The following is a 24,403-nucleotide window of genomic DNA, read 5'->3' as shown; positions in this document are numbered from 1 at the left end:
TGCTGGACATCATGTTTATACCCAATCTACTTTCTGCTGAAAGCGGGAGCGAGCTCGTCGTGAAGGCACGCATCATCGTCGTCGAGGACGAACCGGATCTGAGGGAGGCTGTGGCCGAATATCTCGGCGCCAGCGGCTATGACGTCGTGACGGCCGAGAATGCGGCCGCCGCGCGCGCGCTGTTCGAGGCGCAGTCCTTCCACCTCGCCATTCTCGACATCGCCATGCCTGGCGAGGACGGGCTGTCGCTCGGCCGCTGGCTGCGCTCGAAAACGCAGATCGGCGTCATCTACGCCACGGCCGCCGGCACCGCGCTTGACCGCATCGTCGGGCTGGAGCTCGGCGCCGACGATTATATAGTCAAGCCGTACGAATTGCGCGAGGTGCTGGCGCGGGTGCGCAGCGTGCTGCGCCGCGTGCCGCAGCCGGCCGAGCCGCAGGCGGCGAAGGCCGAAACCGCAAATCGCCGTTTCGTGAATTTCGGCGGCTTCCAGGCCGATTTTGACGGCCGTCTGGTCATCGGCGCCGATGGCGCGGTGATCGAGATGGCCAAAAGCGAGTTCGACGTGCTCGAGGTTTTTCTCACCCGCGCCAACCGGCTTCTAACGCGAGCGGCGATTTCGGAAGCGATCGGCTTCGTCGAGGATCCGGAATCCTCGCGCGCGGTCGACATCCGCATCATGCGGTTGCGAAAGAAGATCGAGGCCGACCCCGCCAATCCGAAATTCCTGCGTACGGTGCGCGGCGAAGGCTATATCTTCTCGCTGCCGAGCGGCGACGCCAACTAGAGCATTCCGGGAATGGCATGAAACGGCTAGGCTCGGCGCCTTGGCCGTAGCCTTCCGTCCGGAATTGCGTCAAAACAAAGCGGTAGAGCGGTTCGCCGTTTCCGTGGAACGGAGGGACGCTCTGAACGACCGACGTCCGGGCCTTGGATGACCATGACTGCTGATGCAGCACGCACCGATACGAATGGCTCGCGTCCGGGCGGCGCCGCCATGGCGGCTGTCCATGTCGTGCGCCGCCTGCGCGAGGCAGGCGACTGGCAGCGCGAGATGGACGACATACTAGCGACGATGTGCCGCAAGATGGATTGCCAGCGCGGCATCCTTTTCCGCCTGCGTGAATTGCCGGGCGAAGGCTTCGCCCAGTCCGTCGCCGCTTATTGGATCGATCCTGACTTCGGCGGCGAGCTGGCCTCGCCCACGGTGATCATGCAGTCGATCATCAACTCGGACTCGCTGCTGGAGCAGTTGCAGGAGGACGAGCGGCAAGGCAAGATTTTCTCCGGCCACACGCGCGACCTCGAGGGTTTCCTGCGGGCCGATTTCGAGAAGCAGAACATCAAGTCGTTCCTGTCCGTCTCCGTTTTCGCGCATGGCCACCTTTGGGGCACGCTGGCCATCAATGACTGCATCGCTGAGCGCGAATGGACGGATGAGGAAGAAGCGACGCTGCACATCATCGCTTTGGCGATCGGCGACGCCATCGAGCGCTCGCCATCGGAAGCGCATGCCAGTGAAGTGATCCGCCGCACCATGCTGCAGGCCTCACTGGACGCCATCATCGTCATCGACGAGACGGGTTCGATCATCGAGTTCAATCCGGCCGCCGAGAAGATGTTCGGCTTCCAGCGCAGCGCAATCCTCGGCAAGGACCTGCTCGATACCATCGTTCCGCTATACTACCGCAAAGGCTATGCCTCTGGCGCCGAATACATGGCTGGCCGCGGCGCGCCGATGGTCGGCCAGCGGCTGGAGACCGTCACGCAGAACGCTGCCGGCGAGATTTTCCCGATCGAGCTGACGGCGACCGAGATGCGGGTTGCCGACCGCCGCCTGATCTTCGGCTCGATCCGCGACCTGCGCGAAAAGCTGCAGGCCGAGGAAGAGATCAATCGTCAGCGCGAGAAGCTGCACCAGAACGAGAAGATGGCGGCGATGGGCTCGCTGCTTGCCGGCGTCTCGCATGAGCTCAACAACCCGCTGGCGGTGGTTGTGGCGCAGTCGACGCTGCTGCACGAATTCGCCGGCGATCCGCAGACCAAGGTCCGCGCCGAGAAAGTGCGCGCCGCCGCCGAGCGTTGCGGCCGCATCGTCAAGAGCTTCCTGTCGATGGTGCGCCTACACCCGACCGAGCAAGCCGAGACCGATCTCAACCAGGTGGTGCGCTCGGCGCTCGAAGTCACCGCCTATGGCGCGCGCTCCAGCGGCATCATCATCGACACCGATTTCACCGGCGGGCCGCTGCTTGCCATGGCCGACGCCGACCACATCACGCAGGTCGCAGCAAACTTCCTCATCAACAGCCAGCATGCGCTTGCCGGCATCGCCGGCGAACGGCGCATCAAGGTGCGGACGTTCCGCAACGAGCACGGCAATCCGGGCTTCTCGGTCGAGGACAACGGCCCGGGCATCCCCGCGGCGATCCGCTCGCGCATCTTCGAATCCTATTTCACCACCAAGCCGGTCGGCGTCGGCACCGGCATCGGCCTGTCGATCTCGAAATCGATCGTCGAGCGCCACAAAGGCAACATCTGGTTCGAGGAGGTCGAGCCGCAAGGTGCGCGCTTCGTCGTGCAGTTGCCGGCGATCGCGGGCGGCAGCGCCGCGCCTGGCGAAGGTCCGGCGCGTTCAAGCGGGCTGCGCCACGCACTGGTGATCGACGACGAGCCGGACGTCGCCGGCTCGTTGTCCGACATACTCGAACTGATGGGCGTGAAGTCGCGCGTCGTGGCAAGCTGGACATCGGCGGCGGACGTGTTGAACGGCTACATGCCGCCGGACATCGTTTTTTCCGATCTGCGCATGCCGGGCATCAGCGGCATTGCGATCTACCGCGAACTGCTTGCTCAGCGGCCCGCGCTGGCGCAGCGCTTCGTGCTGGTCACCGGCGATCTGATCGGTGCCAAGGCGGAAATCGAAGCGCTGCCGCCGCAGCAGCGCCCGCACATCCTGGAAAAGCCATTCTCGACGCTCGACGTCCGCGGCATCCTCTCGACCATTGCCGACGAAGCCGCCGCCGACAACGGCGCCCACATCTAAAGCGGGCCGACTACGCGGCCGAGCTCTCATGAGCGCCGCCGCGGGGTCTGTTGAGATTCAGGTCAGGCCGAGCCGAGAAGGATGGATTCCGAGAACCGGAGCGGAGCGTACTTTCAGTACGTGAGCACCGGAAGCGCAGGAAGCTGCCCTTCGCAGGCCGGCCTCACCTGAATATCGACAGGCACCAAAAAAAGAGGCTCCCGACCGATTTCCACGGCGGGAGCCTGACTGGAGCGCAGGAGGGCGCGCTCAGGGGAGGTCTTAAAAAACGTTCGGCGTGTTGGTGAGCGGCGCGGCGTTGGCGATCATGCGCACCGCGCGCTCCCTGTGCTGGCCGGACTGCTCGGCGATGGCGCGCAGGCACTCAAGGCTCTCGGCGCCCCAGTTCTGACCCTTGCAGGCAAAGTCGATCGTGGATTCCGGCAGGCGAGCGGTCTTGAGCGTGGTCTGCGCGCCCTCGACGACATTGGCCGGCGGATTGATCGAGGCGAAAGCCGGCCCTGAGGCAGGCGCGGCCAGCATGGCGACAAAGGCGCAGGCGCCGATCAGCATGAACATCGCCATCGGATGGTCGCTGGCGCGCTGCCGCAGCGCAAGCTTCGGCCGGCGGTCATTGCGTTGCGGTCCATGCAGGCGGCGATTGGCATCGGTGGTGCGAACTTTCGCAAACATCGGTTGCTCCCTTCGTTGTCTTTCTTTTTTGCTATGAAACGAACATAATCGCACCAGGTAACTGCCGGATGGTCGGCGATGATTGCCTGTGTAACAGGATTGAAACAGATGCCGGGGGCGCCAGCCTTCCCAATCCGAGGCAACCATTCGAGCGGCCATCGAAATGGTCGGCGCAGATATGCGCCTGCCGTGCCGGCCCGACTGTAAACAGCCTCACACAGCAACGCCTGAATCGAGCGCTCCGCCGCTGTCTACGCACGCCCGTGACCGTCGAAACAGGCCTTCTCCGAGACGGGTATCCGCCTTCTGAATTACCCTTCCGCTTCCTCAATTAAGACCCGGATTTTCCGGGATTTTTCCAGCCCGGGCGGGGCCGGATTTGCCGCCATGGAATTTTCATATTTCCGCAAGCCATTGCATTTCAATGAAAAATATGCTTATATTGAATGAGCATTCAACAAAAAGCAGAGCATATCCATGAACCCGCACCTCCGTGACGTGGCGATCCCCAACGATTGGGACCGGCGGGGTTTGCCGGGGTGGAGCTACCATTCCAACGCCGTTCTCGAGCTTGAGAAGGAGTACGTCTTCCGCAACCACTGGCAGATTGCCGGCCACGTTTCCGACGTGCCCAATTCCGGCGACTATCTGACCATGGATGTCATCGGCGAGCGCGCCCTGATCGTGCGCGGCAAGGACGGCGTCGTGCGCGCCTTCAACAACATGTGCCGCCACCGAGGCAGCCGCGTCGTCGCCGACAGCCAGGGCACCTGCAAGAACGCCCTGGTGTGCCCATTCCATGGCTGGGTCTACAATCTCGACGGCACGCTGCGCGGTGCTGCCCGTCCGCGTTCCTTTCCCGAGCTCGACAGGACCGAGTTCGGCCTGATGCCGCTCGACCTCGAAATCTGGATGGGCTTCATTTTCATCCGCTTCCGCAAGGGCGGCCCGCAGCCTTCGGTGGCCGAGCTGCTGAAGCCGATCGAGGCCGAGATGGCGCATTACAATGTCGCCGACATGGTCCCGTCCTGGGGCATCTGGACCCAGAAATCGCCGGTCAACTGGAAGTCGGTGCGCGACGTCGACAATGAAGGCTACCACGTCGCCATGGCCCATCCCGCGTTGCAGGACCTCTATGGCGAGACCTATTTTGACGAGCCCTTCATCAACGGCGTGTCGCGGTCCCTCGCCACCTACAATCCGCATGCCGGGCGGCGCTGGAGCGTTCGCGAGTACATCAAGCTCGCGCCCGAGGCCACGCATCTGCCGGAACATCTGCGCAAGGCCTGGATCTATTACGGCATCTTCCCCAACAACGCGCTGTCGATCATGCCGGAATCCGTCCAGTTCTATCAGGAGTTCCCGCTGTCGACCGGCGAGACGCTGCTGCGCGGCGCCATCTACCGCTACAAGGACGAGACGCGCCAACAGGCGGCGGCCCGCTACCTCGCCTATCGCATCGACCGCGACACCATGAACGAGGACGTGCAGCTCTCGGTGTGGTCGAACGAATCCATGCTGTCGGAAGCCTTCGAGGGCTTTTACCTCTCCGACCTCGAATACGGTGTGCGCACCCACCACGACCATTTGCGCAGGCAGGTCCCGGTGCTCAATCTGGAGACGCCGCCCGAGGAGAAGGACATGTGGGGGCTGAACGAGGCGCTAAGGTCGAGGGGATGAGCTCGCACCTTCTCGCCGTTCCACGGGGAGAAGGAAAAGGGCCGTCACCCCCGCCAGACCCCTTCCTTCCTTAAATCATCCATGGTGCGTGAAATACCTTCGCGCAGGATCGCCACCATGTCGTCGACCTGCTCGCGGCTGATGATCAGCGGCGGCGACATCACGCACATATTGATCAGCGGCCGCACCAGAAGCCCTAGCTCGTGGCAATGCACATCGATGCGTTTGCCCACATTCTTGTCGAGCTGCAGCGGATCCTTGCTGTCGCGGTCGGCGACGCATTCGACGCAAGCCATCAGCCCGACGCCACGCACCTCGCCGACCAGCGGCAACTCTTCCAGCGTCTTAAGTCGCGCCTGGAAATAGGCCGCGATCTCGCGCGTGTGGGCGAGCACGCCCTCTTCCAGCAGATCGAGATTCTTCAGCGCGACGGCGCAGCCGATCGGATGGCTGGTGTAGGTGAGCCCATGGCCGAACAGCGCATCGGGATGGTTGGAGCGGCGCAGCTCTTCGAGCAGGCGCTCGGAGATGATGACGCCGCCGAGCGGGAAATAGCCCGATGTGACGCCCTTGGCGAAGGTGATCATGTCCGGGTCGATGCCGAACACGTCGCCTGAGGCAAAGATATGGCCGAGCCGTCCGAAGCCGGTCACCACCTCGTCCGAGACATAGAGGATGTCGTTCTCGCGGCAGATCTCGCGGATACGCTTCAGGTACCCGTCCGGCGGCACGATGACGCCTCCAGAAGCCTGTACCGGTTCGCCGACAAAAGCGCCGATGCGCTCCGCGCCGACGCGCGCGACGGTGTCGCGGAACTGGTCGACCAGGAAATCGATGAAGGCGGCGATGCTCATCTCCTTCGGCCGCCGGAACGGGTCGGGCGAGGACAATTTGACCACCAGATCGTCGGCGCCGTCCATCCAGTCGCGGTCACGCGGCCGGCCGTTGAGCGAGGCCGACAGATAGGTCGAGCCATGATAGGCGCCGCCGCGGCTGAGGATCAGCTTCTTCTCCGGCCGTCCGCGCACATTGTTATAGAACTGCATGAAGCGCAGCGCCGTCTCCACCGCCGAAGAGCCGCCGGTGGTGAAGAAGGTGTGGCTGAGATCGCCAGGTGCCGCATCGGCGATGCGCCGGGCAAGCTCGGCCGAGGGCGCGTTCATCGTATACCAAGGCGTGTTGTAGGAGAGCGCCATCGCCTGGTCGTACATGACCTTGGCCAGCTCTTCGCGGCGATGGCCGACATTGATGCACCACATGCCGGCCGGGCCGTCGATGAGGCGCTTGCCGGAAGCGTCGGTGATGTAGATGCCGTGGCCCTCGCCGATCAGCGCGCGCGCCTCGTTGCCGACCGAGCCGGCATAGGGCCAGGGCTGCAAGAGATGGCGCTTGGCGAGCTCGACCGCGTCGTCATCGCCGGCATCGATGAGTTCGCTTGCCTTGATCTTGCTTTGAGCCGCCATTTTCGCCTCGCATCTGCCAGGTTTTTGAATTTCCACCGGATATCAAATTGCGCGGAAAACCATGGAAACTCAGCTTTTCATCACTTCATTTTGAATATCCGTTCAATCAATATCGCAGAAATAGCGCTTGATTTCAATCGGCGGATGCGCTCATGATGAAAGAAAGCCGGCAAGCCAGGGAGCGATCGCGCTCCAAGCATAATTCGGGAACAGGCAGCCGGCGCCACGAATGGGAAGGCGCATGGCGGGACAGTCCGAGCCAGCTACCGAAATCACGCCCGGAGCGCTGCAATGACGGTTGCCGCGGAAGGGTCGCCCCCGTTGCGCATGGCGGGATCGAGACGAAGGCCCCTTCTGCAATCGGAAGCCGTCCAGGGCTTTGCCCTGATCAGTCCCACCTTCGTCTACGCTCTCATTCTCCTCGTCCTGCCGATCCTGGTCGTCATCGCCCATTCCTTCTGGACGCAGAACTATCTCACCATCGACCACACATTCACGCTCGAGAATTACCGGATCGCGCTGACCGAGCCGATCTACCGCGACCTGCTCTGGCGCTCGCTCTACATCTCGCTGACCGTCAGCCTGTTGACCGTGGCTCTGGCCTATCCGATTGCCTATTTCATTTCCTTCCATGGCGGCCGACACAAGAGCTTGTGGCTGTTCCTCATCACCATCCCGTTCTGGACCAGCTACCTGCTGCGCGTGATGTCGTGGAAGGTGATCCTCGGCTATAATGGCGTGCTCAACTCCGGCCTGATGGGCCTCGGCATCATCGACGAGCCGTCGACGGCGCTGCTCTACAATTCCACCGCCGTCATCATCACGCTGACCCATGCCTGGGCGACCTTCGCGATCCTGCCGATCTTCGTTTCGCTGGAGAAGGTCGACCGGACCCTGGTCGAAGCGGCGACCGACCTCGGCGACGGGCCGCTGCGCTCCTTCCTACGCGTCACCCTGCCGCTGTCGGCGCCCGGCGTCATCTCGGCGGCGCTGATCGTCATGATCCCGACAGTCGGCGACTACGTCACGCCGAAGCTCGTCGGCGGCAAGGACGGCGTCATGATCGCCAACGCAATCCAGGCGCAATTCGGCAAGGCGTCAAACTGGCCGCTGGGTGCAGCACTTTCCGTCACCACGATGATTATCGTCTCGTTGATGGCCGGCGCCACTGTGCTGGTCTTCCGCGCCCTGCAGAGGCTGGCACGATGACGGCGATCAGACGTTACCTGCCCGGCTGGCTGTCGAGCTATGCCGCCCTCTATCTGCTGTTCCTTTACCTGCCGGTGGTCTTCCTGCCGATCTTCTCGGTCAACACGGCGGCGACGCCCAAATTCCCGCTCGAGGGCGTCACCCTGCACTGGTACGAAGACCTGCCGCGCACGCCGGCGCTGATCGACGCCACCTGGAACAGCCTCATCGTCGGCGTCTCCGCCTCGATCCTGTCGACGGTGCTGGGCATCCTCGCCGCCCGCTCGATCACCCGTTACCGCTATCCCAGCCGCCGCGCCATCAACGGACTGATCATGGCGCCGCTGGTGCTTCCCGAAGTGATCGTCGCTATCTCGATGCTGCTGGTCATGCTGCAGCTCGGCCTGAGCCTGTCGCTGTTCACCGTGGTGCTTGGCCATGTGCTGGTCTGCATTCCCTATTCGATGACCGTGCTGACCTCCGGTTTCGAGGGTTTCGATCGCAGCCTCGAGGAGGCCTCGGCCGATCTCGGCGAGAGCGCGTTCGGCACCTTCCGGCGCGTGACGTTGCCGATGGTCGCGCCGGCGATCATCTCCAGCCTGCTCGTCTGCTTCACCATCTCGCTCGACGAATTCATCATCGCCTTCTTCCTCACCGGCACCGAGGCGACGCTGCCGATCTACATTTGGGGCCAGTTGCGGTTTGCGGCCAAGCTTCCCGGCGTGCTGGCGCTCGGCACGTTGCTGCTCTTCGCGTCGTTCCTGCTGATGACGATTGCCGAAATCCTGCGCCGCCGTGCGGCGAGACGCACCCAGAACGAGGGAGGCCTCTATGCTTGAGCGGGTCCAGTCCGAGCGCACGCAATCGGATCGCACCATGATCGAGATCCGCGACGTTACCCGCAGCTACGGCTCCTTCAAGGCGCTGGACAATGCCTCGCTGGCGATCAGGGAGGGCGAGTTCTTCTCCCTGCTCGGGCCCTCGGGCTGCGGCAAGACCACGCTCTTGCGCATGATCGCCGGTTTCGACACGCCGACCAGCGGCTCCATCGCCGTCGACGGCCAGCCGATGGACGGCATTCCCGCCAACCGCCGGCCGACCAACATGGTCTTCCAGAGCTATGCGATCTTCCCGCATCTCAATGTCGAGCAGAATGTCGCCTACGGCCTGAAGCGGCTGAAGCTCGACGCCGGCGCGGAGAAGCGCCGCGTCGAGGAAGCGCTGGCGCAGGTCTCGCTTACCGGTCTCGGCAAGCGCCGCGCCACCGAGCTTTCCGGCGGCCAGCGCCAGCGCGTCGCTTTGGCCCGCGCGCTGGTCATGCGGCCCAAGGTGCTGCTGCTCGATGAGCCGCTCTCGGCGTTGGACAAGAAGCTGCGCGAGCAGATGCAGGTCGAACTGCGCCGCTTGCAGCAGGCGGTCGGCATCACTTTCGTGCTGGTCACGCACGACCAGTACGAGGCCCTGGCAATGTCCGACCGCATCGCCGTGATGTTCGGCGGCAAGATCGCGCAGGTCGCTTCGCCGAAGGAAATCTACCAGCGCCCGGTCAACCGCCAGGTCGCCGACTTCCTCGGCGGCATGAATTTCGTCAAGGCCGAGATCGTCGAGGAAAACGGCGCTTCGCTGGTGCTCGACACGCTGGGCTTCGGCCGCGTCAGGACCGACAAGCCAAGGGCTTTCGTGCGCAATGGCGGCGCGGCGACGCTTGGCATTCGGCCCGAGCGGCTGCGTGTATTGTGGGACAACGCAACGGCGAAGTTCGAGGTCTCAGGCAAGGTCGTCGAGCGCCACTATTTCGGCGAGATCACGCATCTGATCGTCGAGATCCCCGGACTGGAAAAGCCGCTCTCGGTGACCGAGACCAACGATTTCGGCGCCGACGACATTCCGGTCGGCGCGCCGATCCGTCTCGCCTACGACCCCGAGGCGCTGGTGGCGATGGCGGACTGAATTTTTGCAGCAGCGATGCGCCCCGCCACGATCGCGCCTTCGACATAGCCCGGGAAAGACGGCGACACTTCCGAGGCGGCGAAATAGATGGGCGGCGCGCCGGCAAGGATGACGCGCTCGGCATGCCGCGCGGTGACGTCGACGATGAGGTCGCTATAAGCGCCGCCGCTCCAGCGGTCATGCGTCCAGTCGCGCGAGCTGAAATCGACGATGTCGGCGGCCCGCGGGCCGAGCGCCTGGACAAGCCTCGCGATGATTTCCGCACGCAACGCCGCCTCGCCGAGCGTATGCCAGCGCAGCGCCAGCGGCCCGCCGACGAAGACGACAAGCGCGGCATGGTCGGCATCCGTGCTGGCGTCGCAGGCAAACAGCCCCGGCTGGTCGCGCCACATGACCATGCCGCACAGGTCGCGCTCGCGCCAAAAAGGCATTGCGTAACGCACCAGGATCTTGATCACCGCGCCGCTTTCCCAGACGCCGAGCGCGCTCGCCAGCTCAGTCGGCAAAGGCGGCGCGAAGTCGAGCTTCGCGGCCGTCGCCGGCGGCAAGGCGACCAGCGCTGCGCCCGCCTCGACAACACCGCCGGTCGAGACGACGCGAATGCCTTGCCGTCCGCGCTCGATCCGCGTCGCGGCTTCGCCCAGCCGCAGCCGGTCGCCGAGATCTGCTGCCAGATCATCGGCCAGCGACCGCATCGTCTCGCGCAGGAAATACTGCAGCTCGAACACTTCGTTGGTGATGCGGCGATCATTGTCGATCAGGTACCACAACGGCACCTTGTCCAGCGGCAGGCACCACAGGCCCTCGATCATCGAACGGAAGGCTGCCTTGGCGTCGGCCGTGTCCGCCTGGCGCTCGAGCCATGTCGCCACGGTCAACCCGGCGATCGACGGATCGTCCGGCTCGATCCCGTTCATGCGCTCGCGGATTGACATCGCGACATGATAGGTCCGCTCCGCCCGCGCCGGCGTCATCGACGGATAGGTGATGAATTCGCCCTCGACATAGGTCTCGACGAAGCTCTTGCCGTAGGCCCTCGCCAGCGCCATCACTTCGGGCATGTCCACGCACAAGAACTGGCCGCCGCTGTCGACCAATTCGCCGAGCCCATTGCGCACAGCCTCTACCCTGCCGCCGACGCGGTCGCGCGCCTCGAGCACAAGGAAATCGATACCGGCGCGCTTCAATTCGAGTGCGGTGGACAGGCCGGTGAAGCCGGCGCCGACGATGACGACGTCGGTCCTTTCGATGATGCTGCTCAATAGCCGGCCTTGATCTTCTCGAACTCGGCGATCATCTTGAGCTTGAGCTCCGAGGGCAGCGGCTGCTGGAACAGCGTCTTGTCGACCCATTTTTCCACGTTGTCGTAGCCCTTTTCCTTCAGGACCGCCGGATCGACGCCGGCCATGCCCTTGGCATTGGCCTGGCCGTAGCCCCAATCCTTGACCAGCACCTTGGCGACTTCCGGATCGTTGACGGCGTTGAGGTAGTCATAGGCTTTGTCGACGTTGCCGGGCGCGTCCTTGAACAGCACGTAGCCGCAGACCCAGGTCGAGATGCCTTCGTCAGTGTCCTTCTTGGATTTGATCGGCACGCCGGCCTTGACCGACTGCACGGTCGCATCGTTCCAGGCCCAGGCGAGGTCGACCTCGCCGCCGGAAAGCAGCTGCACGATGTCGGTGGTGTCGGTCCAGTAGGAGCGCACATTCTTGTGCACCTGGCGCAGGAAATCGGATGCCTGCTTGAACTGGTCGTCCGTCATCTTGGTCCAGTCCTTGAGCCCGATGGCGAGGCTGGCCAGCGCGTAGGCGTCGTCGACATTATCGCCGATCGAAACCCTGCCCTTGTATTTCGGATCGGCGAACGCCTTCAGCGACTGCACGTCCTTTTCGGCGATCTTGTCGGAATTGTAGGTGAGTTGGGTGTTGCCCCAGTCCCACGGCATGAACCAGGCCTTGCCGTCGGACGTCGTGGCAAGATCCTTCATCGCCATGATGCCGGGGTTGAGATCCTTCCAGCCTGCGATCTTGGAGGTGTCGAGCGGCTGCAGCAGCCCCGCCTCGCGCCACTTCACCACGCTCTGCGAGCACGGGTGGCCGAGATCGGACTTGAAGCCGGAGCGGATTTTTTCGAAGGCCTCGTCCTCGTCGCCGAAGAAGGCGAAGGTCGGCGAATCGCCGTTCTTCTCGACATACTTGCCGTGGAAGCTCGGATCCTCATAGCCGGACCAGTCGAAGACGATCAGATCCTTGTCGGCGGCGACCGCGAACGCCGCCGCCGAAGCGGCGAGCGCGCTCCCAAGCGCCAGGGTCAATGTCAGGCGTCGGCTGAGTTTCTTCATGCTGTTCCATCCTCTTTTGGTTTGCCGGTCTTATTGGCCGGCTGTTGCTAACCCGGCTTTTGCTAGCTCCAGTTCTCGCTAGCTCCAGTTCTCGCTAGCCATAGTGTTTCGGGAAGGCGGCGGCCAAAAACGCATTCGCCGCCTGCAATGCGGTCTCTCGCGTGGTGTCCTCAGTCCCCATCATCAGCCGCAGCCACAAGCCCTCGAGCATGGCGCTGAGCGCCAGCGCGATGACCTGCGGGTCATAGGTGTAGTTGCCGCTCTCTTTGAGCGTTGTACAGAGATCGATGAAGACCTGCTGATAATAGGCGTCGCGCGAGCTGCTCAGCGCCTGGTAGGTCGGCCGCGACTTGGCTTCGCCCCAGAAGGCGAGCCATGCGGCAAGCTTGCGCTTGTTGCAGATCGAGCGGTCGAAATCGGCCCATACCAGATGCTGCAGCTGTCTCGCCGGATCGTCGCCCGCCTTCTGCAGGGAAGTGCGCCAATGCGCCGAATATTCGTCATACATGTGCTGCAGCGTGGCGATCAGCAGCTTCTCCTTGCTCTCGAAATGGAAGTTGACGATGCCGCGCGACAGGCCCGCGCCGTCGGCCACGTCCGCCATCGTCGTTTCGGCATAGCCGCGCTTGGCCAGGGAATCGATCGTCGCCTCGATCAGCTGCAGCCGCCGGACCTCTTTCGAGGCCTTGCGGCCGCGCTTTTCGGCGTCGCCTTTCCGCGCCGTTTCGGGGAGAGCATCGCTCGCCTCTGCAGTCTTCATGGGTGTGACGATCTCCAGCATCGCCGGCTATCCAACCGGCTTCCAACCGCGCAGATGAGTGGGGCGGTGCTCGCCACTGTCAAGCACCTTCTGCATCGCCTCCCACGTCTTGATGTTCTTGTCGACATAGGCCGCGCCGACCGCTGCCGCGGCCTGCGCGTAGAGCGGTCCCTTGAGCCGCGAAAGCTCTTCGCGCGCGACCTCGCGGTACCACGGATTGCGGTCGCGGACCGTAATGTCGGTAAAGCCGGCGCGCCGCATCGCCTCGGCATAGCGCGCCGGCGAGGCCATGGCGAAGGAGAGCCCTTCGGCCGCGATATAGGCCTTCATCTGAGGCGACGGCTCGCCGTCATGCGAAATCATCCAGTTCGACGCCGCAAACACCCCGCCGGGCTTCAGCACGCGAAAGATTTCGGCGAACAGCGCGTCCTTGCCCGGCACATGCAGCAGCGCGTCCTTAGAGAAGACGACGTCGAAAGAGGCGTCCGTGAAAGGCAGCGGCCCCGGCGGCGCCTGGACAAAGCTGACACGGTCCTCGAGGCCCTGCCTGATAGCCCCTCGCCTCGCCGTCTCGATCACCGGCTTTTCGACATCGAAGCCGGTGGCCTGAGCAGCGCCGTGCCGCGCGACAAGATCCAGCGTGATGCCGCCGGCGCCGCAGCCGATATCGAGGATCGTTTTGCCCTTGAGGGAGAGGCCTTCGACCACGCGATCGACCTCGTCCGGACCGCCCGGCGACAAGTAACCCTCGCCCCATAGCGCTTCGAGGAAGCGGATGGCGGTGTCGTCATATTCCGGCTCGGCGTCGGCCGTCTCGATCATCGGATCCTCAATCTCAAATGCCGATGCGTATCAATCCAGAGATCAAGGCAAAGCCTAGCGCATCAATGGGAAAACGCAACATCATTTGTTGAACATTCATTCAATATGGCTGGACAAAAAACTGTGGTCCGTGCCAAATTCGGGCAATCGGGAACAAGACGCACCGAAAAGAAGGGCGGCCGGATGGAGGGTGAGCGCGCATGAAGGCATGGGACGCGATCGTCATCGGCGGCGGCCATAACGGGCTGGTCACCGCCTGCTATCTGCAGCGCGCCGGCCTGGACGTGCTGGTGGTTGAGAAGAACGATTGGGTGGGCGGCGCGGCCACCAGCCGCGAGCTGACGCCGGGCTTCCTCTATTCCAACTGTTCCTATGTCTGCTCGCTGTTCCGGCCCGAGATCATGCGCGACCTGGAGCTGCCGCGCTTCGGCCTGCAGGTTATCTCCTACGAGGGTGGCGCGGTATTCACGCGCGACGGCGACTACCTCGCCAACTACCGCGACCACGACGCGCATCGCCGCGAGTTCGCGCGCTTCTCGAAGCGCGACGCCGAGGCCTATGACCGCTATTCGCACGACGTCACGCGACAGTGCCGCTTCATCCAGCCGCTCTTGATGCGCACCGCGCCCGATCCGACGAGCTTCAGGGTGCGCGACCTGGGCGAGCTGCTTTATCTCGGCAAGAAATTCGCCGGCCTCTCGGCCGAGGAGATGGCGCTGACCTTGCGCTTCTGGACGATGTCGATCTCGGACTTCCTCGACGAGTATTTCGAGACCGACGTCATCAAGGCGAACTTCGCGCTGTCCGGCATCATCGGCACGGCGCTCGGCCCGATGTCGCCGGGCACGGCCTATGTGCTCCTCCACCACTATATGGGCGAGGTCGACGGCTCGGTCGGCGCCTGGGGCTACGCGCGCGGCGGCATGGGTGCCGTCACCAGGGCCCTCGCCGCTTCCTTCAAGGCTTCAGGCGGCACCATCCGCACCGGCGCCGAGGTCGATCATGTGCTGATCAGGAAAGGCAAGGCCAAGGGAGTGGTGCTTGCCGGCGGCGAGGAGATCTACGGCAAGCTCGTCATCTCCAATGCCGACGTCAAGCGCACCTTCCTGAAGCTGGTCGAGGAAAAGGAGCTGCCCGACATCTTCCTGCGCCGCGTCCGCAATTTCAAAATCCGCGGTTCGTCCGGCAAGGTCAACATCGCGCTCGATTCCCTGCCCGAGTTCCCGGCTTTGCCGAAGGATTCGCCGGTCTATCGCGCCGACATGCATTTCACCGATTCCATCGAGCGCATGGAGCGCGCCTATGACGACTGGAAGGCCGGACGCTGGTCGGCCGATCCCTTCCTCGACATGATGATCCCGACCACGCTCGACCCGACCATGGCGCCGCCGGGCAAGCATTTCATGAGCTGCTTCGTGCAATACGCGCCGCCGAAGATAAGGGGGGCGGACTGGACCGATGCCGATCGCGACGGCTTCGCCGAAAGCGTGATTGCGCAGATCGCGCAATATTCGCCCGGCTTCCGCGACCGCATCGTCCATATGGAAGTGCGCACGCCGCGCGAGATCGAGGCCGAGGTCGGCCTCACCGAAGGCAACATTTTTCAGGGCGAGCTCACCTTCGACCAGCTGCTCTTCAACCGCCCGGTGCCGGGCTACGCGCAATACCGCTCGCCGGTCGGTGGGCTCTATATGTGCGGCTCTTCCACCCATCCGGGCGGCGGCGTCATGGGCGCGCCCGGGCGCAATGCCGCCGCCGAGATCCTGCGCGATCTTGCCAAGCCAACCCTGCATATGAGCCCGGCCCATGACGTCATCTGATTTGAACTGGGACGTTATCGTCATCGGCGGCGGCCACAACGGCCTGGTCGCCGCCGCCACGCTGGCGAAATCCGGCCGCAAGGTGCTGCTGCTCGAGGCCGGCAACGAGGTCGGCGGCGCCGCGCGCACTGAGGAATTTGCGCCGGGCTTCCGCGTCTCCACGGTCGCGCATCTGCTCAATCGCCTGCATCCCGATGTCGTGAAGACGCTGGAGCTGGAACGCCACGGGCTGACGGTAGAGCGCGGCGACTTAGTGCCGTCGGTTGCGCTGTCGAAGGACGGCCCGCTGGTGCTCCACGGCGCCTATGGCGAGGTGCTGACGGGCGCCAGCGCTTCGGAACAGTCCGCCTGGAAAGATCTGCGCGCGCAATTGCTGCGCTATGCCGGCGTGCTGAAGCCTTTCCTGTCGCGCCGACCGCCTGATCTTGGCGGCATGTCGCTCGCCGATGTGACCGGGCTCGGCCAGACCGCGCTGGCGCTGAAGCGACTCGGCAAGGAAGACATGCGGGATTTCCTGCGCGTGCTTCTGATGAATGTCTACGATCTGCTCGACGAGCAGCTGTCGGACGACCGGTTGAAGGGCCTGCTTGCTTTCGACGCGACGCTCGGCTCGCATCTTGGGCCGCGCTCGCCGACTTCGCTGCTCGGCCTCTACTACAGGTTGGCCGGCGAGATTGGCGGCCTTGCCGGCGCGCAGGTCCAGCCGAAAGGCGGCATGGGCGCCGTCGTCGCCATCATCCGCGCGGCGGCGGAAAAGGCGGGCGTTTCGATCCGGCCGGCTTCGCCGGTCGCCAAGGTGATCGTCGAGAAGGGCCGCGCCGTCGGCGTCGTCACGCAGGGCGGCGAAACGCTGCGGACTAAGAGCGTGGTTTCCGCCATCAACCCGGCGACCACCATCCTCGACCTCGTCGGCCCGCGCGACGTCGATACCGGCTTCGTGCGCAAGGTGAAGAACATCCGCATGAAGGGCGATGCGGCCAAGCTGCATCTGGCGCTGGACCGGCCGCCGCAATTTTCGGGCGTCGACGCCGCCGGCCACAAAGGTCGCCTCGTCGTCGCGCCTTCGTCCGATCATGTTGAGCGCGCCTTCAATCCGTCGAAATATGGCGAGTTCTCGCCCGAGCCGGTGATGGAGATCACGCTGCCCAGCCTGGCCGACCCATCGCTCGCACCGTCCGGCGCCTGCGTGCTTTCGGCTGTGGTGCAGTACGCGCCTTATGCGTTGAGAGAGGGCTGGGCCGCCGGCAAGCCGCGCTTCCTCAAGGCGATCATGGCGCAGCTCGAGACCTATGCGCCCGGCATCGGCGCAACGGTCAGCCACGCCGAGCTTTTGACGCCCGCCGACATCGAGGCGCGCTACCGCATGCCTGGCGGCCACTGGCACCATGGCGAGTTGCAGGCCGACCAGATGCTGATGTCGCGGCCGGTCTCCGGCTGGTCGGGCTACGACACGCCGCTCGAAGGGCTGTTCCTTGCCGGCGCCGGCTCGCATCCGGGCGGCGGCATCTCCGGCGCGCCCGGCCTCAACGCCGCGCGCCGCATCATCGCGATGAGGGGGTGAATATGTTTTTGCAAATCGCTGAAGTCGCGCTCCATGGCGCCCCCCTCTGGCCTGCCGGCCATCTCCCCCACGAGGGGGGAGATCAGCAGCTCGATGTGTTAGCGCTTTTCTTGCGACGTTGGAGATTGGCGAAAGTCAGCGTGACGTCCAATCTCCCCCCTTGTGGGGGAGATGTCCGGCAGGACAGAGGGGGGCGCGAAGGAACGCCGTCATGAATCGTCATGTGAAAACCGACGCCGCCCGCACCCTCGCCCAATCCCACTTCCGCACGCTGCGGCTCGGCACCCCCTTCCAGCCGCGCATCGACGCGCTGGCGCTGACGAACGACTGGTACAACTGGGCCGGCTACCGCGCGCCGCATTCGCTGTGGGACGAGGAGCTCGAATATTTCGCCATCCGCAGCCAGGCGGCGCTCTTCGACATCTCGCCGATGACCAAGTACCGCATCGAGGGCCCGGACGCCGAAGCCTATCTCGACCGCGTCACGCTCCGAGACGTGACCAAACTGAAACCCGGCCGCGTCCACTACACCGCCTGGTGCGACGACGATGGCTTTGTCCTTGATGATGGCACTTTGTTCCGGCTCTCGCCGACACGCTTCCGTCTCTGCTCGCAAGAGCGCCATCTGCCCTGGCTGCTCGACAGTGCGATCAGCTATGAGGTCAGTGTCGAGGAAGAGACCGAAGCGGTCGCCGGACTTGCGCTGCAGGGCCCGACTTCCTTCGCCATCCTGCGCGAGGCGGGCTTTGCCGGCGTCGAGCGGTTGAAAATCTTCGACCTCGCCGAGTTCGCGCATGACGGCGCTGCCGTGACCATCTCGGGCACCGGCTTCACCGGCGATCTCGGCTACGAATTGTTCGTGCCGGCCGACAAGGCGCTGAGCCTCTGGGACCGGCTGATGGCGGCGGGCGAGCTGCGCGGCATCCGCGCCATCGGCTATACGGCGCTGAACCGGGCCCGGCTGGAAGCCGGGCTGATCGTCGCCAATGCCGATTTCACAGCTGCCGAGCACGCCATCCGCGCCGACCGCCTGCGCATGCCGGACGAGATCGGCCTCGGCTTCATGATCGATCCCGACAAAGGCCATTTCAACGGCCGCCGTGCCATCCTCGAAGCCCGGACGAAGAAGAAGCTGCGCCATGTGCTGGTCGGCCTGGAGATCGAAGGCAACATCCCGGCCGAGCATGCGATCGTCTACTACAAGAAAAGCCAGGAGGTTGGGCTGGTCAGCGCGGCGATATGGTCGCCCATGGCCAAGCGCAACATCGCGCTCGCCTCGCTGCGGCGGCCCTATGGCGAAACAATCGTCGACGACCTCTGGGTCGAGATTTACGCCATGCGCGAGCTGCAGTACCAGAAGCTGATGAAGAAGGCGAAGGTGGTGCAGCGGCCCTTCATCAGGCTCGACCGCCGCACCGCCAGCCCGCCTGCGGACTTTTGACATGGCAAGCGAAGCGGAAGACCTGGAAACGGAAGCCGCCGAGCAGTGGGAGCTGGTCAACACGCCACTCGGCGAGATGTGGTCCGGCCGCACCCGCTACGCGGCGGCGATGTATTTCTTCAAGCGCGGGGAGATGAATGCCGAGACGCTGGAGGTCTACCGCATCTGCGCCCGGCTCGACCATGAGGATCCCCTGCCAATCATCCGCGACCGCGGCGTCGGCAAGGAATGGCTGAAACGCATGGGTGCCTTGGCTTCGTCATTCTAGGGCGGAGCAAGGAGCGAAGCGACGCGGCGCAGACCCTAGAATCCATTCCGTGACTTCGAGGCGTTGCCACGTGCAGAAAAGCCTCTGTTCTGCGCCGCCTTTATCCTTCGCGCCAAGTCGCGGCATGGATCCTCGGGTCTGCGCGTCCGCTTCGCTCCCGCTCCGCCCGTGGATGACGAATTTCGGGGCGTCAGCCAATCCACACTGCAAGTTTACAACTCAGGCCGGCATCACCTGAATATCGACAGGGTCTCAGCCTATGGTGCGCTCAAGCACGCTCAACCAATTCCGGTAAGCGATCTTCTCGATCAGCGCGCGCCCGAAACCGCGCGCGGCGAGCGCGTCGATGAGCTTCGGCAGACCGGCGACGTCGCCGATGGGGGCCGGGATCATGGCGCCGTCGAAATCCGAGCCTAGCCCGACCCCGTCTTCACCCAGCGCCTGCAACAGCGAGTCGATGTGGCGCACCATGATATCAATGCTGGTGTCGGCGTTCATGCGGCCGTCCTCGCGCAGGAAGCCGGTGGCGAAGTTCAGGCCCACCATGCCGCCGGATTCGCGGATCGCGCCGAGCTGCCAGTCGGTCAGGTTGCGCGAATGGCCGCAGATCGCATGCACGTTGGAATGGGTCGCGACCAGCGGCGCATCGCTAAGCTCGGCCACGTCGCGAAAACCCTTCTCGTTGAGATGCGAGAGGTCGATCATGATCCTGAGCTGGTTGCACGCCTTGACCAGCGCCTTGCCGGCATCGGTGAGACCTGGCCCGGTGTCGGGCGAGGACGGAAAGCGGAACGGCACGCCGTTGCCGAAGGCGTTGGGGCGGCTCCAGACGATGCCCAGCGAGCGCAGCCCTGCGGCGTGCAGCACATCGAGCATGGCAAGCCCGGGATCGATCGCCTCGACGCCTTCGATGTGGAACACCGCCGCGATCGAGCCCTTGGCCATCGCGTCCCGCACATCGTCGGCGCTGCGGCAGACGGTCAATGCGCCGGCGCGCTCCAGCCGGAACAGGATCGAAGCCATGCCGATGGTCGAGGTGATCGCCTCGGCCTGCGGCAGTTCCGGCGGCAGCGGTTCATTGTCGCTCGGTGCCGGCGGCACGGCGCTGCGTTTCGACTTTTCGACCGGAGGCGGAAAGATCGCGAACATGCCGCCGGCAAAGCCGCCCTTCCTGGCGCGCGGCAGGTCGATATGCCCGCCCGGCGTCCCCTCGATGAACAGCTTTTCGACGTCGGCTTCCTTCGACTGGTAGAGCCGAAGCAGCGTGTCGTTATGTCCGTCGAAAACGGGGATCAGGTCGGTATCGGTCATCAGGGAAGCCATTCAAATCGGAGACGGGCGGGACGACAGGTTTCGTCCGGGCGAACCGTCAACTTAGGCAAGATGACCGGGCGGTGCAAATGCCAAGAGCTTCCCCTTCTCCCCTGGTGGGGTCCGAAGGACGGGCGAGACGCGTGGCTCGCCCCGGGCGGTGGATCGGCGCGCAGCGCCGAGACGGATGAGGGGTGTTCCAGGGAATGCGAACGTCTCACTCCGCTGGAACACCCCTCATCCGGCCGCTGCGCGGCCACCTTCCCCCACACGGGGGGAAGGCAAAATGCTACCGCTTCAGCACATCCGCCCATTCCGGGTGGCGACGGAACTGGGCGTTGGCGAAGGGGCAGAGCGGGATGATCTTCTTGCCGGCGGCACGCGCATCCTCGACCGCGCGGGTGACGAGCCGAAGCCCGGCGCCCTGGCCGCGAAAAACATCCGGCACCTCGGTGTGGTCGATGATGAGCTGGTGCTCGCCGATCTTGGTGAACGTCATCTCGGCCTCGGCGCCGCCCGGGCCGCGCAGCACGTAACGTCCCTTGGAGCCGCGGTCTTCAAGCTCGATCTCGGGCAGTTGGTCGGCCATGTTATTTGCCTCCTTCGGCAACCGGCGCCGGCGCGAAGAGCCGCCGCGCCGCCTCGATTTCATTCGGCCGAACCTCATGCCCGCCGTCGTGCCATTCCACTGTGACATCGGCGCCGTCGGCGCGCAAATAGGCCTCGAGCCGCGACGTCAAGTTGGGCGGACAGATCGGGTCGCGCCTGCCGGCCGTGATCAGGATGCGGCGGCCGGCAAGGCTGCCCTGGACGCGGGGTTCGAACGGGATCAGCGGATGCATCAGCGCCGTGGCGTCGAACAGGCCCGGCTCGGCGAACACCCCCGAGGCCAGGATGTTGGCGCCGTTGGAGTAGCCGAGGCCGAACACCGCCGAAGGTTTTGCGGTCTCGACATGCGCCTTGACGAAGCTCGCCATCTTCGATGTCGCGCGCGCCAGGTCGTCCATGTCGTAGACACCCTCGCCGGTGCGGCGAAAGAAACGGGGAGCACCGTGCTCCGACACATCGCCGCGCGGCGAGACGATCGTCGCCGAAGGCATAAGCTCGCGGCCGAAACCGAGAAGCTGGTTCTCGTCCGCGCCGGTGCCGTGGAGGACGAAGAGCAGCGGGCTGCCCGGCGTACCGGGCAGCACCTTGTGGATGTAAGCGTCCTTGCTCATGGCTTCAGTCTTCCAGCTTCTGCAGATGCTGTTCCAGATAGGGCCGCAGATGCTGGTGCTGCGCCGGCAGCCTCAGCGCCTCGCCGAGATGCGCGGTGTCCTCGTCGCGGTTGAAGCCCGGCTCGTTGGTCGACACCTCGAACAGCACGCCGCCCGGCGTGCGGAAATAGATCGCCCAGAAATAGTCGCGATCGATGACCGGCGTCACGCCATAGCCCGTGTCGACCAGCGCCTTGCGCACTTCCAGCTGTCTTGCGCGATCCTCGACCGCGAAGGCGACATGGTGTACCGAGCCGGCGCCGAGATTGGCAAAGCCGGCACCCGGCAGCGATTCGATGTCGACGACGTCGGCGCCGTTGCCGTTCTTGATCGCCAGCCGGCGAATATTGCCGGACTTGTCGACCTCCTCATAGCCCATGAATTTCAAAAGCTCCTCGGTGGCGCCGCCGTCCTTCAGCCGCAGCGAGACCGAGTGAAAGCCGCGGATCGCCTCGTCGCCGGGAACGCCGCCTTTGACCCACGGCGCGCGTTTGTCGGCCTTGTCCTCGACAAGCGCGAAACTGTCACCGTCGGGACCGGTGAAGGTAAGCCGCTTCTCGCCAAAAGCTTCCGTGCGGGCGACGTTGCCCACACCCTCATCGGCAAAGCGCTTTTCCCAATAGGCCAGCGTGCCTTCCGGCACCGAGAACACTGTCGAGCCCACCTCGCCGACGCCGTGCCGGCCCTTGGCGATATCGGGGAACGGGAAATAGGTCATCACCGAACCCGGCGTGCCGACCTCGTCGGCATAGTAGAGATGGTAGACATCCGGCGCGTCGAAATTGACGGTCTTCTTCACCCGGCGCAGGCCAAGCTTTTTCGTAAAGAACTCATTGTTGCGGCGTGCATCGCTCGCCATCGAGGTGACGTGATGCAGCCCCTGTATCTGATTGAGCACGATCCTGCTCCTTCCCTTTGTCCTTGTGCGGCCCTTGCCGCTGTCCACGCCAATATGAGGATGAGCGGGCCTGCGGCAAAGCGGGCAAACATAGAATGGACTGTATCATGAAAGTGAACGACAGTTCGAAACATGTTCACCGATCTGTCACCAAGCTTGGCTTGCAACGCGGGTGATTTCCGTTCCATCTGAACGCTTCCACAAGGAGACGATCTTGGACAATCGCAAGCACCGCCCGAACGTCCTGCTCATCACTTGCGACCAGTGGCGTGGCGATTGCCTGTCGGCGGCCGGCCATCCGGTGGTGAAGACGCCGAACGTCGATGCTCTCGCCGCGGAAGGCGTGCTTTTCCGCCGCCATTACGGCGGGGCGGCACCCTGCTCGCCTGCCCGCGCGTGCCTCTACACCGGGCTCTACCAGATGAACAATCGCGTCTGCCGCAACGGCACGCCGCTCGACACGCGCCATGGCAACATCGCGCTTTCGGCGCGCGCGGCGGGCTATGATCCCACCCTGTTCGGCTACACCGATGTCGCGCTCGATCCGCGCCGGCTGCCGGCCGGGGATCCGTGCCTGCGCAGCTATGAAGGCGTGCTGCCGGGCTTCACCGTGCGCCAGGCCCTGCCCGAGCATCAGAAGCAATGGCTGTCATGGCTGCGGACCCAGGGCATCGACACCGGCGCAGGCAGCCCCGACATCCACCGTCCGGCCCGCGGCCAGGCGGAACGCGACGTGACCAACGCGCCGCCGGTCTATTCGAAAGACCAGACGCCGACCGCGTTCCTGGCCGGCGAATTCATCCGCTGGCTTGGCGAGCAGGAGAAGCGCGCGCCGTGGTTCGCGCATATCTCCTTCATCAGCCCGCACCCGCCCTTCATCGTGCCCGAACCCTACAATACCATGTATGATCCGGCTGAAGGTCCCGCGTTCAAACGCGCTGCAAGTTGGCAGGCCGAGGCCGGCAGCCATCCCTATATCGCCCACGATCTGGCCGGGCAGAAGCGGACGAAATTCATCCCCGGCATCGAGGGCAACGTGCCCGACTGGAGCGAGGAGAACTTTCGCCGCATCCGCGCGATCTATTACGGCATGATCTCCGAGGTCGACGCGCAGCTCGGCCGCATCTGGCGGGCCATCAAATCAGCGGGCGCCTGGGACGACACCGTGATCGTGCTCACCTCCGACCATGCCGAGATGATGGGCGATCACTTCATGCTCGGCAAAGGCGGCTTCTTCGACGCCAGCTACCACATTCCGTTGATCATCCGCGATCCGCGCCGGGAAGCCACGGCCGGTTCGTCCGTGGATCGCTTCACTGAAGCCGTCGATATCTTCCCGACTATGCTCGACCTGATCGGCGCCGCGCCGCAGCGCCACCTCGACGGCCGCTCGCTCGCGCCTTGGCTGGACGGAACGGAACCGGAAGCCTGGCGCGACGCCGCGCACTGGGAGTTTGATTTCCGCACGGTCGCCCAAGGCGAAGCCGAACGCCATTTCGGTGTCGCATCGAACGCCTGCAACCTCGCCGTTATCCGCGCGGCGGACTTCAAATATGTCCATTTCGGCGGCGGCCTGCCGGCGCTTTTGTTCGACCTATCGAAGGACCCAGGCGAGCTGAACAATGTGGCGAATGACCCGGCCTATCTCCCGGTACGGCTCGAGTTCGCCGAGAAGATGCTTGCCTGGCGTGCCGCTCACCTCGATCAGTCCCTTGCCTTGGCGGAACTGACGGAAGATGGAGTGATGGGATACGTGAGTAGGCAGTAGGCAGTAGGCAGTAGGCAGTAGGCAGTAGGCAGTAGGCAGTAGGCAGTAGGCAGTAGGCAGTAGGCAGTAGGAGATGGTCCGCGTTGGATGGCCGGAGGCAATAGCCTCTTTCCCTATTCCCTATTCCCTACTGCCTAATTCCTACTGCCTACTGCCT

21 protein-coding genes are annotated in these 24,403 nt (G+C 64.2%); 11 read left to right on the top strand and 10 right to left on the bottom strand.

Features of this window, described 5'->3' with window-relative positions; translation table 11 throughout:
• Positions 1-59 precede the first annotated feature (59 nt).
• Entirely contained in the window at positions 60-788 is a 729-nt protein-coding gene (locus LB523_RS09325; protein ID WP_224602335.1) for a response regulator, read from the top strand.
• Between the two features lie 153 nt (positions 789-941).
• Positions 942-3,044, top strand: coding sequence for an ATP-binding protein (locus LB523_RS09320; protein WP_224602333.1), 2,103 nt, complete (start codon positions 942-944; stop codon positions 3,042-3,044).
• A gap of 261 nt (positions 3,045-3,305) precedes the next feature.
• Here the strand turns inward: LB523_RS09320 and LB523_RS09315 are convergent, their stop codons facing one another.
• Complete coding sequence (locus LB523_RS09315) at positions 3,306-3,716, bottom strand: hypothetical protein (RefSeq protein ID WP_224602332.1); 411 nt, start codon at positions 3,714-3,716, stop codon at positions 3,306-3,308.
• Between the two features lie 477 nt (positions 3,717-4,193).
• Between LB523_RS09315 and LB523_RS09310 the strand changes: the two genes are divergently transcribed.
• Positions 4,194-5,396 (top strand): aromatic ring-hydroxylating oxygenase subunit alpha, encoded by a 1,203-nt coding sequence (locus LB523_RS09310; protein WP_224602331.1) that lies wholly within the window; start codon positions 4,194-4,196, stop codon positions 5,394-5,396.
• 44 nt (positions 5,397-5,440) lie between these two features.
• Here LB523_RS09310 and LB523_RS09305 read toward each other — a convergent pair whose 3' ends face one another.
• Positions 5,441-6,859 carry an aminotransferase gene (locus tag LB523_RS09305; RefSeq protein ID WP_224602330.1) on the bottom strand — a complete coding sequence of 473 codons (1,419 nt, stop codon included), beginning with the start codon at positions 6,857-6,859 and terminating at the stop codon, positions 5,441-5,443.
• Between the two features lie 291 nt (positions 6,860-7,150).
• Here LB523_RS09305 and LB523_RS09300 point away from each other — a divergent pair, with 291 nt between their 5' ends.
• Genes LB523_RS09300 through LB523_RS09290 form a run of 3 tightly spaced genes read left to right on the top strand, consistent with a single transcriptional unit; the run spans position 7,151 to position 9,997 of the window.
• A complete protein-coding gene (locus tag LB523_RS09300; RefSeq protein ID WP_224602329.1) occupies positions 7,151-8,068 on the top strand; it encodes an ABC transporter permease in 918 nt (305 codons plus the stop codon).
• Positions 8,065-8,886 (top strand): ABC transporter permease, encoded by an 822-nt coding sequence (locus tag LB523_RS09295; protein WP_224602328.1) that lies wholly within the window; start codon positions 8,065-8,067, stop codon positions 8,884-8,886. The genes LB523_RS09300 and LB523_RS09295 overlap by 4 nt, the downstream gene beginning before the upstream one ends.
• Positions 8,887-8,923: 37 nt before the next feature.
• Positions 8,924-9,997 (top strand): ABC transporter ATP-binding protein, encoded by a 1,074-nt coding sequence (locus tag LB523_RS09290; RefSeq protein WP_224602416.1) that lies wholly within the window; start codon positions 8,924-8,926, stop codon positions 9,995-9,997.
• Here LB523_RS09290 and LB523_RS09285 read toward each other — a convergent pair.
• The 4 genes from LB523_RS09285 to LB523_RS09270 all read right to left on the bottom strand — a co-directional run bounded on the left by LB523_RS09285 (position 9,961) and on the right by LB523_RS09270 (position 13,920).
• On the bottom strand, positions 9,961-11,259 hold the full coding sequence (locus LB523_RS09285) for a flavin monoamine oxidase family protein (protein ID WP_224602327.1): 1,299 nt from the start codon (positions 11,257-11,259) through the stop codon (positions 9,961-9,963). The two genes, LB523_RS09290 and LB523_RS09285, sit on opposite strands and share 37 nt — an antisense overlap.
• The gene (locus tag LB523_RS09280) at positions 11,256-12,338 is read right to left on the bottom strand and encodes an ABC transporter substrate-binding protein (RefSeq protein ID WP_224602326.1); all 1,083 of its coding nucleotides are present in this window, start codon (positions 12,336-12,338) and stop codon (positions 11,256-11,258) included. The genes LB523_RS09285 and LB523_RS09280 overlap by 4 nt, the downstream gene beginning before the upstream one ends.
• 94 nt (positions 12,339-12,432) lie before the next feature.
• Positions 12,433-13,119, bottom strand: coding sequence for a transcriptional regulator BetI (gene betI, locus LB523_RS09275; RefSeq protein WP_224602325.1), 687 nt, complete (start codon positions 13,117-13,119; stop codon positions 12,433-12,435).
• Positions 13,120-13,125: 6 nt separating this feature from the next.
• Positions 13,126-13,920, bottom strand: a complete 795-nt coding sequence (locus tag LB523_RS09270) for a class I SAM-dependent methyltransferase (protein WP_224602324.1) — start codon at positions 13,918-13,920, stop codon at positions 13,126-13,128.
• A gap of 200 nt (positions 13,921-14,120) precedes the next feature.
• On the opposite strand from LB523_RS09270, the gene LB523_RS09265 reads away from it, so the two are divergent.
• The 4 genes from LB523_RS09265 (at position 14,121) to LB523_RS09250 (ending at position 19,010) form a co-directional block, all read left to right on the top strand.
• A complete protein-coding gene (locus LB523_RS09265) occupies positions 14,121-15,740 on the top strand; it encodes a phytoene desaturase family protein (protein WP_224602323.1) in 1,620 nt (539 codons plus the stop codon).
• A complete protein-coding gene (locus LB523_RS09260; protein ID WP_224602320.1) occupies positions 15,727-17,301 on the top strand; it encodes a phytoene desaturase family protein in 1,575 nt (524 codons plus the stop codon). The genes LB523_RS09265 and LB523_RS09260 overlap by 14 nt, the downstream gene beginning before the upstream one ends.
• A 211-nt stretch (positions 17,302-17,512) precedes the next feature.
• Entirely contained in the window at positions 17,513-18,742 is a 1,230-nt protein-coding gene (locus tag LB523_RS09255; protein WP_224602318.1) for an aminomethyltransferase family protein, read from the top strand.
• Position 18,743: 1 nt separating this feature from the next.
• A complete protein-coding gene (locus tag LB523_RS09250; RefSeq protein WP_224602317.1) occupies positions 18,744-19,010 on the top strand; it encodes a hypothetical protein in 267 nt (88 codons plus the stop codon).
• A 252-nt stretch (positions 19,011-19,262) separates the two neighbouring features.
• On the opposite strand, the gene LB523_RS09245 is transcribed toward LB523_RS09250, so the two are convergent.
• The 4 genes from LB523_RS09245 to LB523_RS09230 form a co-directional block, all read right to left on the bottom strand.
• Positions 19,263-20,321, bottom strand: coding sequence for a dipeptidase (locus LB523_RS09245; protein WP_224602315.1), 1,059 nt, complete (start codon positions 20,319-20,321; stop codon positions 19,263-19,265).
• Between the two features lie 289 nt (positions 20,322-20,610).
• Complete coding sequence (locus LB523_RS09240; RefSeq protein WP_095767389.1) at positions 20,611-20,910, bottom strand: GNAT family N-acetyltransferase; 300 nt, start codon at positions 20,908-20,910, stop codon at positions 20,611-20,613.
• A 1-nt stretch (position 20,911) separates the two neighbouring features.
• Complete coding sequence (locus LB523_RS09235; RefSeq protein WP_224602314.1) at positions 20,912-21,541, bottom strand: alpha/beta hydrolase; 630 nt, start codon at positions 21,539-21,541, stop codon at positions 20,912-20,914.
• 4 nt (positions 21,542-21,545) lie between these two features.
• On the bottom strand, positions 21,546-22,478 hold the full coding sequence (locus LB523_RS09230; protein ID WP_224602313.1) for a VOC family protein: 933 nt from the start codon (positions 22,476-22,478) through the stop codon (positions 21,546-21,548).
• Between the two features lie 214 nt (positions 22,479-22,692).
• On the opposite strand from LB523_RS09230, the gene LB523_RS09225 reads away from it, so the two are divergent.
• Positions 22,693-24,246, top strand: a complete 1,554-nt coding sequence (locus LB523_RS09225) for an alkaline phosphatase family protein (protein ID WP_224602312.1) — start codon at positions 22,693-22,695, stop codon at positions 24,244-24,246.
• The last annotated feature ends 157 nt before the right edge of the window (positions 24,247-24,403 follow it).

Origin of the sequence: Mesorhizobium sp. ESP-6-4, assembly GCF_020164735.1 — a bacterium.
Taxonomy (GTDB): Bacteria; Pseudomonadota; Alphaproteobacteria; order Rhizobiales; family Rhizobiaceae; genus Mesorhizobium.
The sequence above is the reverse complement of the archived record's forward strand: the minus strand, read 5'-3'. Positions and strand labels throughout refer to the sequence as shown.

Bases quoted from the DNA above. Each gene is read 5' to 3' on its own strand.
- LB523_RS09320 (WP_224602333.1), top strand. From the start codon at position 942: ATGACTGCTGATGCAGCACGCACCGATACGAATGGCTCGCGTCCGGGC.
- LB523_RS09315 (WP_224602332.1), bottom strand. From the start codon at position 3,716: ATGTTTGCGAAAGTTCGCACCACCGATGCCAATCGCCGCCTGCATGGA.
- LB523_RS09310 (WP_224602331.1), top strand. From the start codon at position 4,194: ATGAACCCGCACCTCCGTGACGTGGCGATCCCCAACGATTGGGACCGG.
- LB523_RS09305 (WP_224602330.1), bottom strand. From the start codon at position 6,859: ATGGCGGCTCAAAGCAAGATCAAGGCAAGCGAACTCATCGATGCCGGC.
- LB523_RS09300 (WP_224602329.1), top strand. From the start codon at position 7,151: ATGACGGTTGCCGCGGAAGGGTCGCCCCCGTTGCGCATGGCGGGATCG.
- LB523_RS09295 (WP_224602328.1), top strand. From the start codon at position 8,065: ATGACGGCGATCAGACGTTACCTGCCCGGCTGGCTGTCGAGCTATGCC.
- LB523_RS09290 (WP_224602416.1), top strand. From the start codon at position 8,924: ATGATCGAGATCCGCGACGTTACCCGCAGCTACGGCTCCTTCAAGGCG.
- LB523_RS09280 (WP_224602326.1), bottom strand. From the start codon at position 12,338: ATGAAGAAACTCAGCCGACGCCTGACATTGACCCTGGCGCTTGGGAGC.
- betI (WP_224602325.1), bottom strand. From the start codon at position 13,119: ATGCTGGAGATCGTCACACCCATGAAGACTGCAGAGGCGAGCGATGCT.
- LB523_RS09270 (WP_224602324.1), bottom strand. From the start codon at position 13,920: ATGATCGAGACGGCCGACGCCGAGCCGGAATATGACGACACCGCCATC.
- LB523_RS09265 (WP_224602323.1), top strand. From the start codon at position 14,121: ATGAAGGCATGGGACGCGATCGTCATCGGCGGCGGCCATAACGGGCTG.
- LB523_RS09260 (WP_224602320.1), top strand. From the start codon at position 15,727: ATGACGTCATCTGATTTGAACTGGGACGTTATCGTCATCGGCGGCGGC.
- LB523_RS09255 (WP_224602318.1), top strand. From the start codon at position 17,513: ATGAATCGTCATGTGAAAACCGACGCCGCCCGCACCCTCGCCCAATCC.
- LB523_RS09250 (WP_224602317.1), top strand. From the start codon at position 18,744: ATGGCAAGCGAAGCGGAAGACCTGGAAACGGAAGCCGCCGAGCAGTGG.
- LB523_RS09245 (WP_224602315.1), bottom strand. From the start codon at position 20,321: ATGACCGATACCGACCTGATCCCCGTTTTCGACGGACATAACGACACG.
- LB523_RS09240 (WP_095767389.1), bottom strand. From the start codon at position 20,910: ATGGCCGACCAACTGCCCGAGATCGAGCTTGAAGACCGCGGCTCCAAG.
- LB523_RS09235 (WP_224602314.1), bottom strand. From the start codon at position 21,541: ATGAGCAAGGACGCTTACATCCACAAGGTGCTGCCCGGTACGCCGGGC.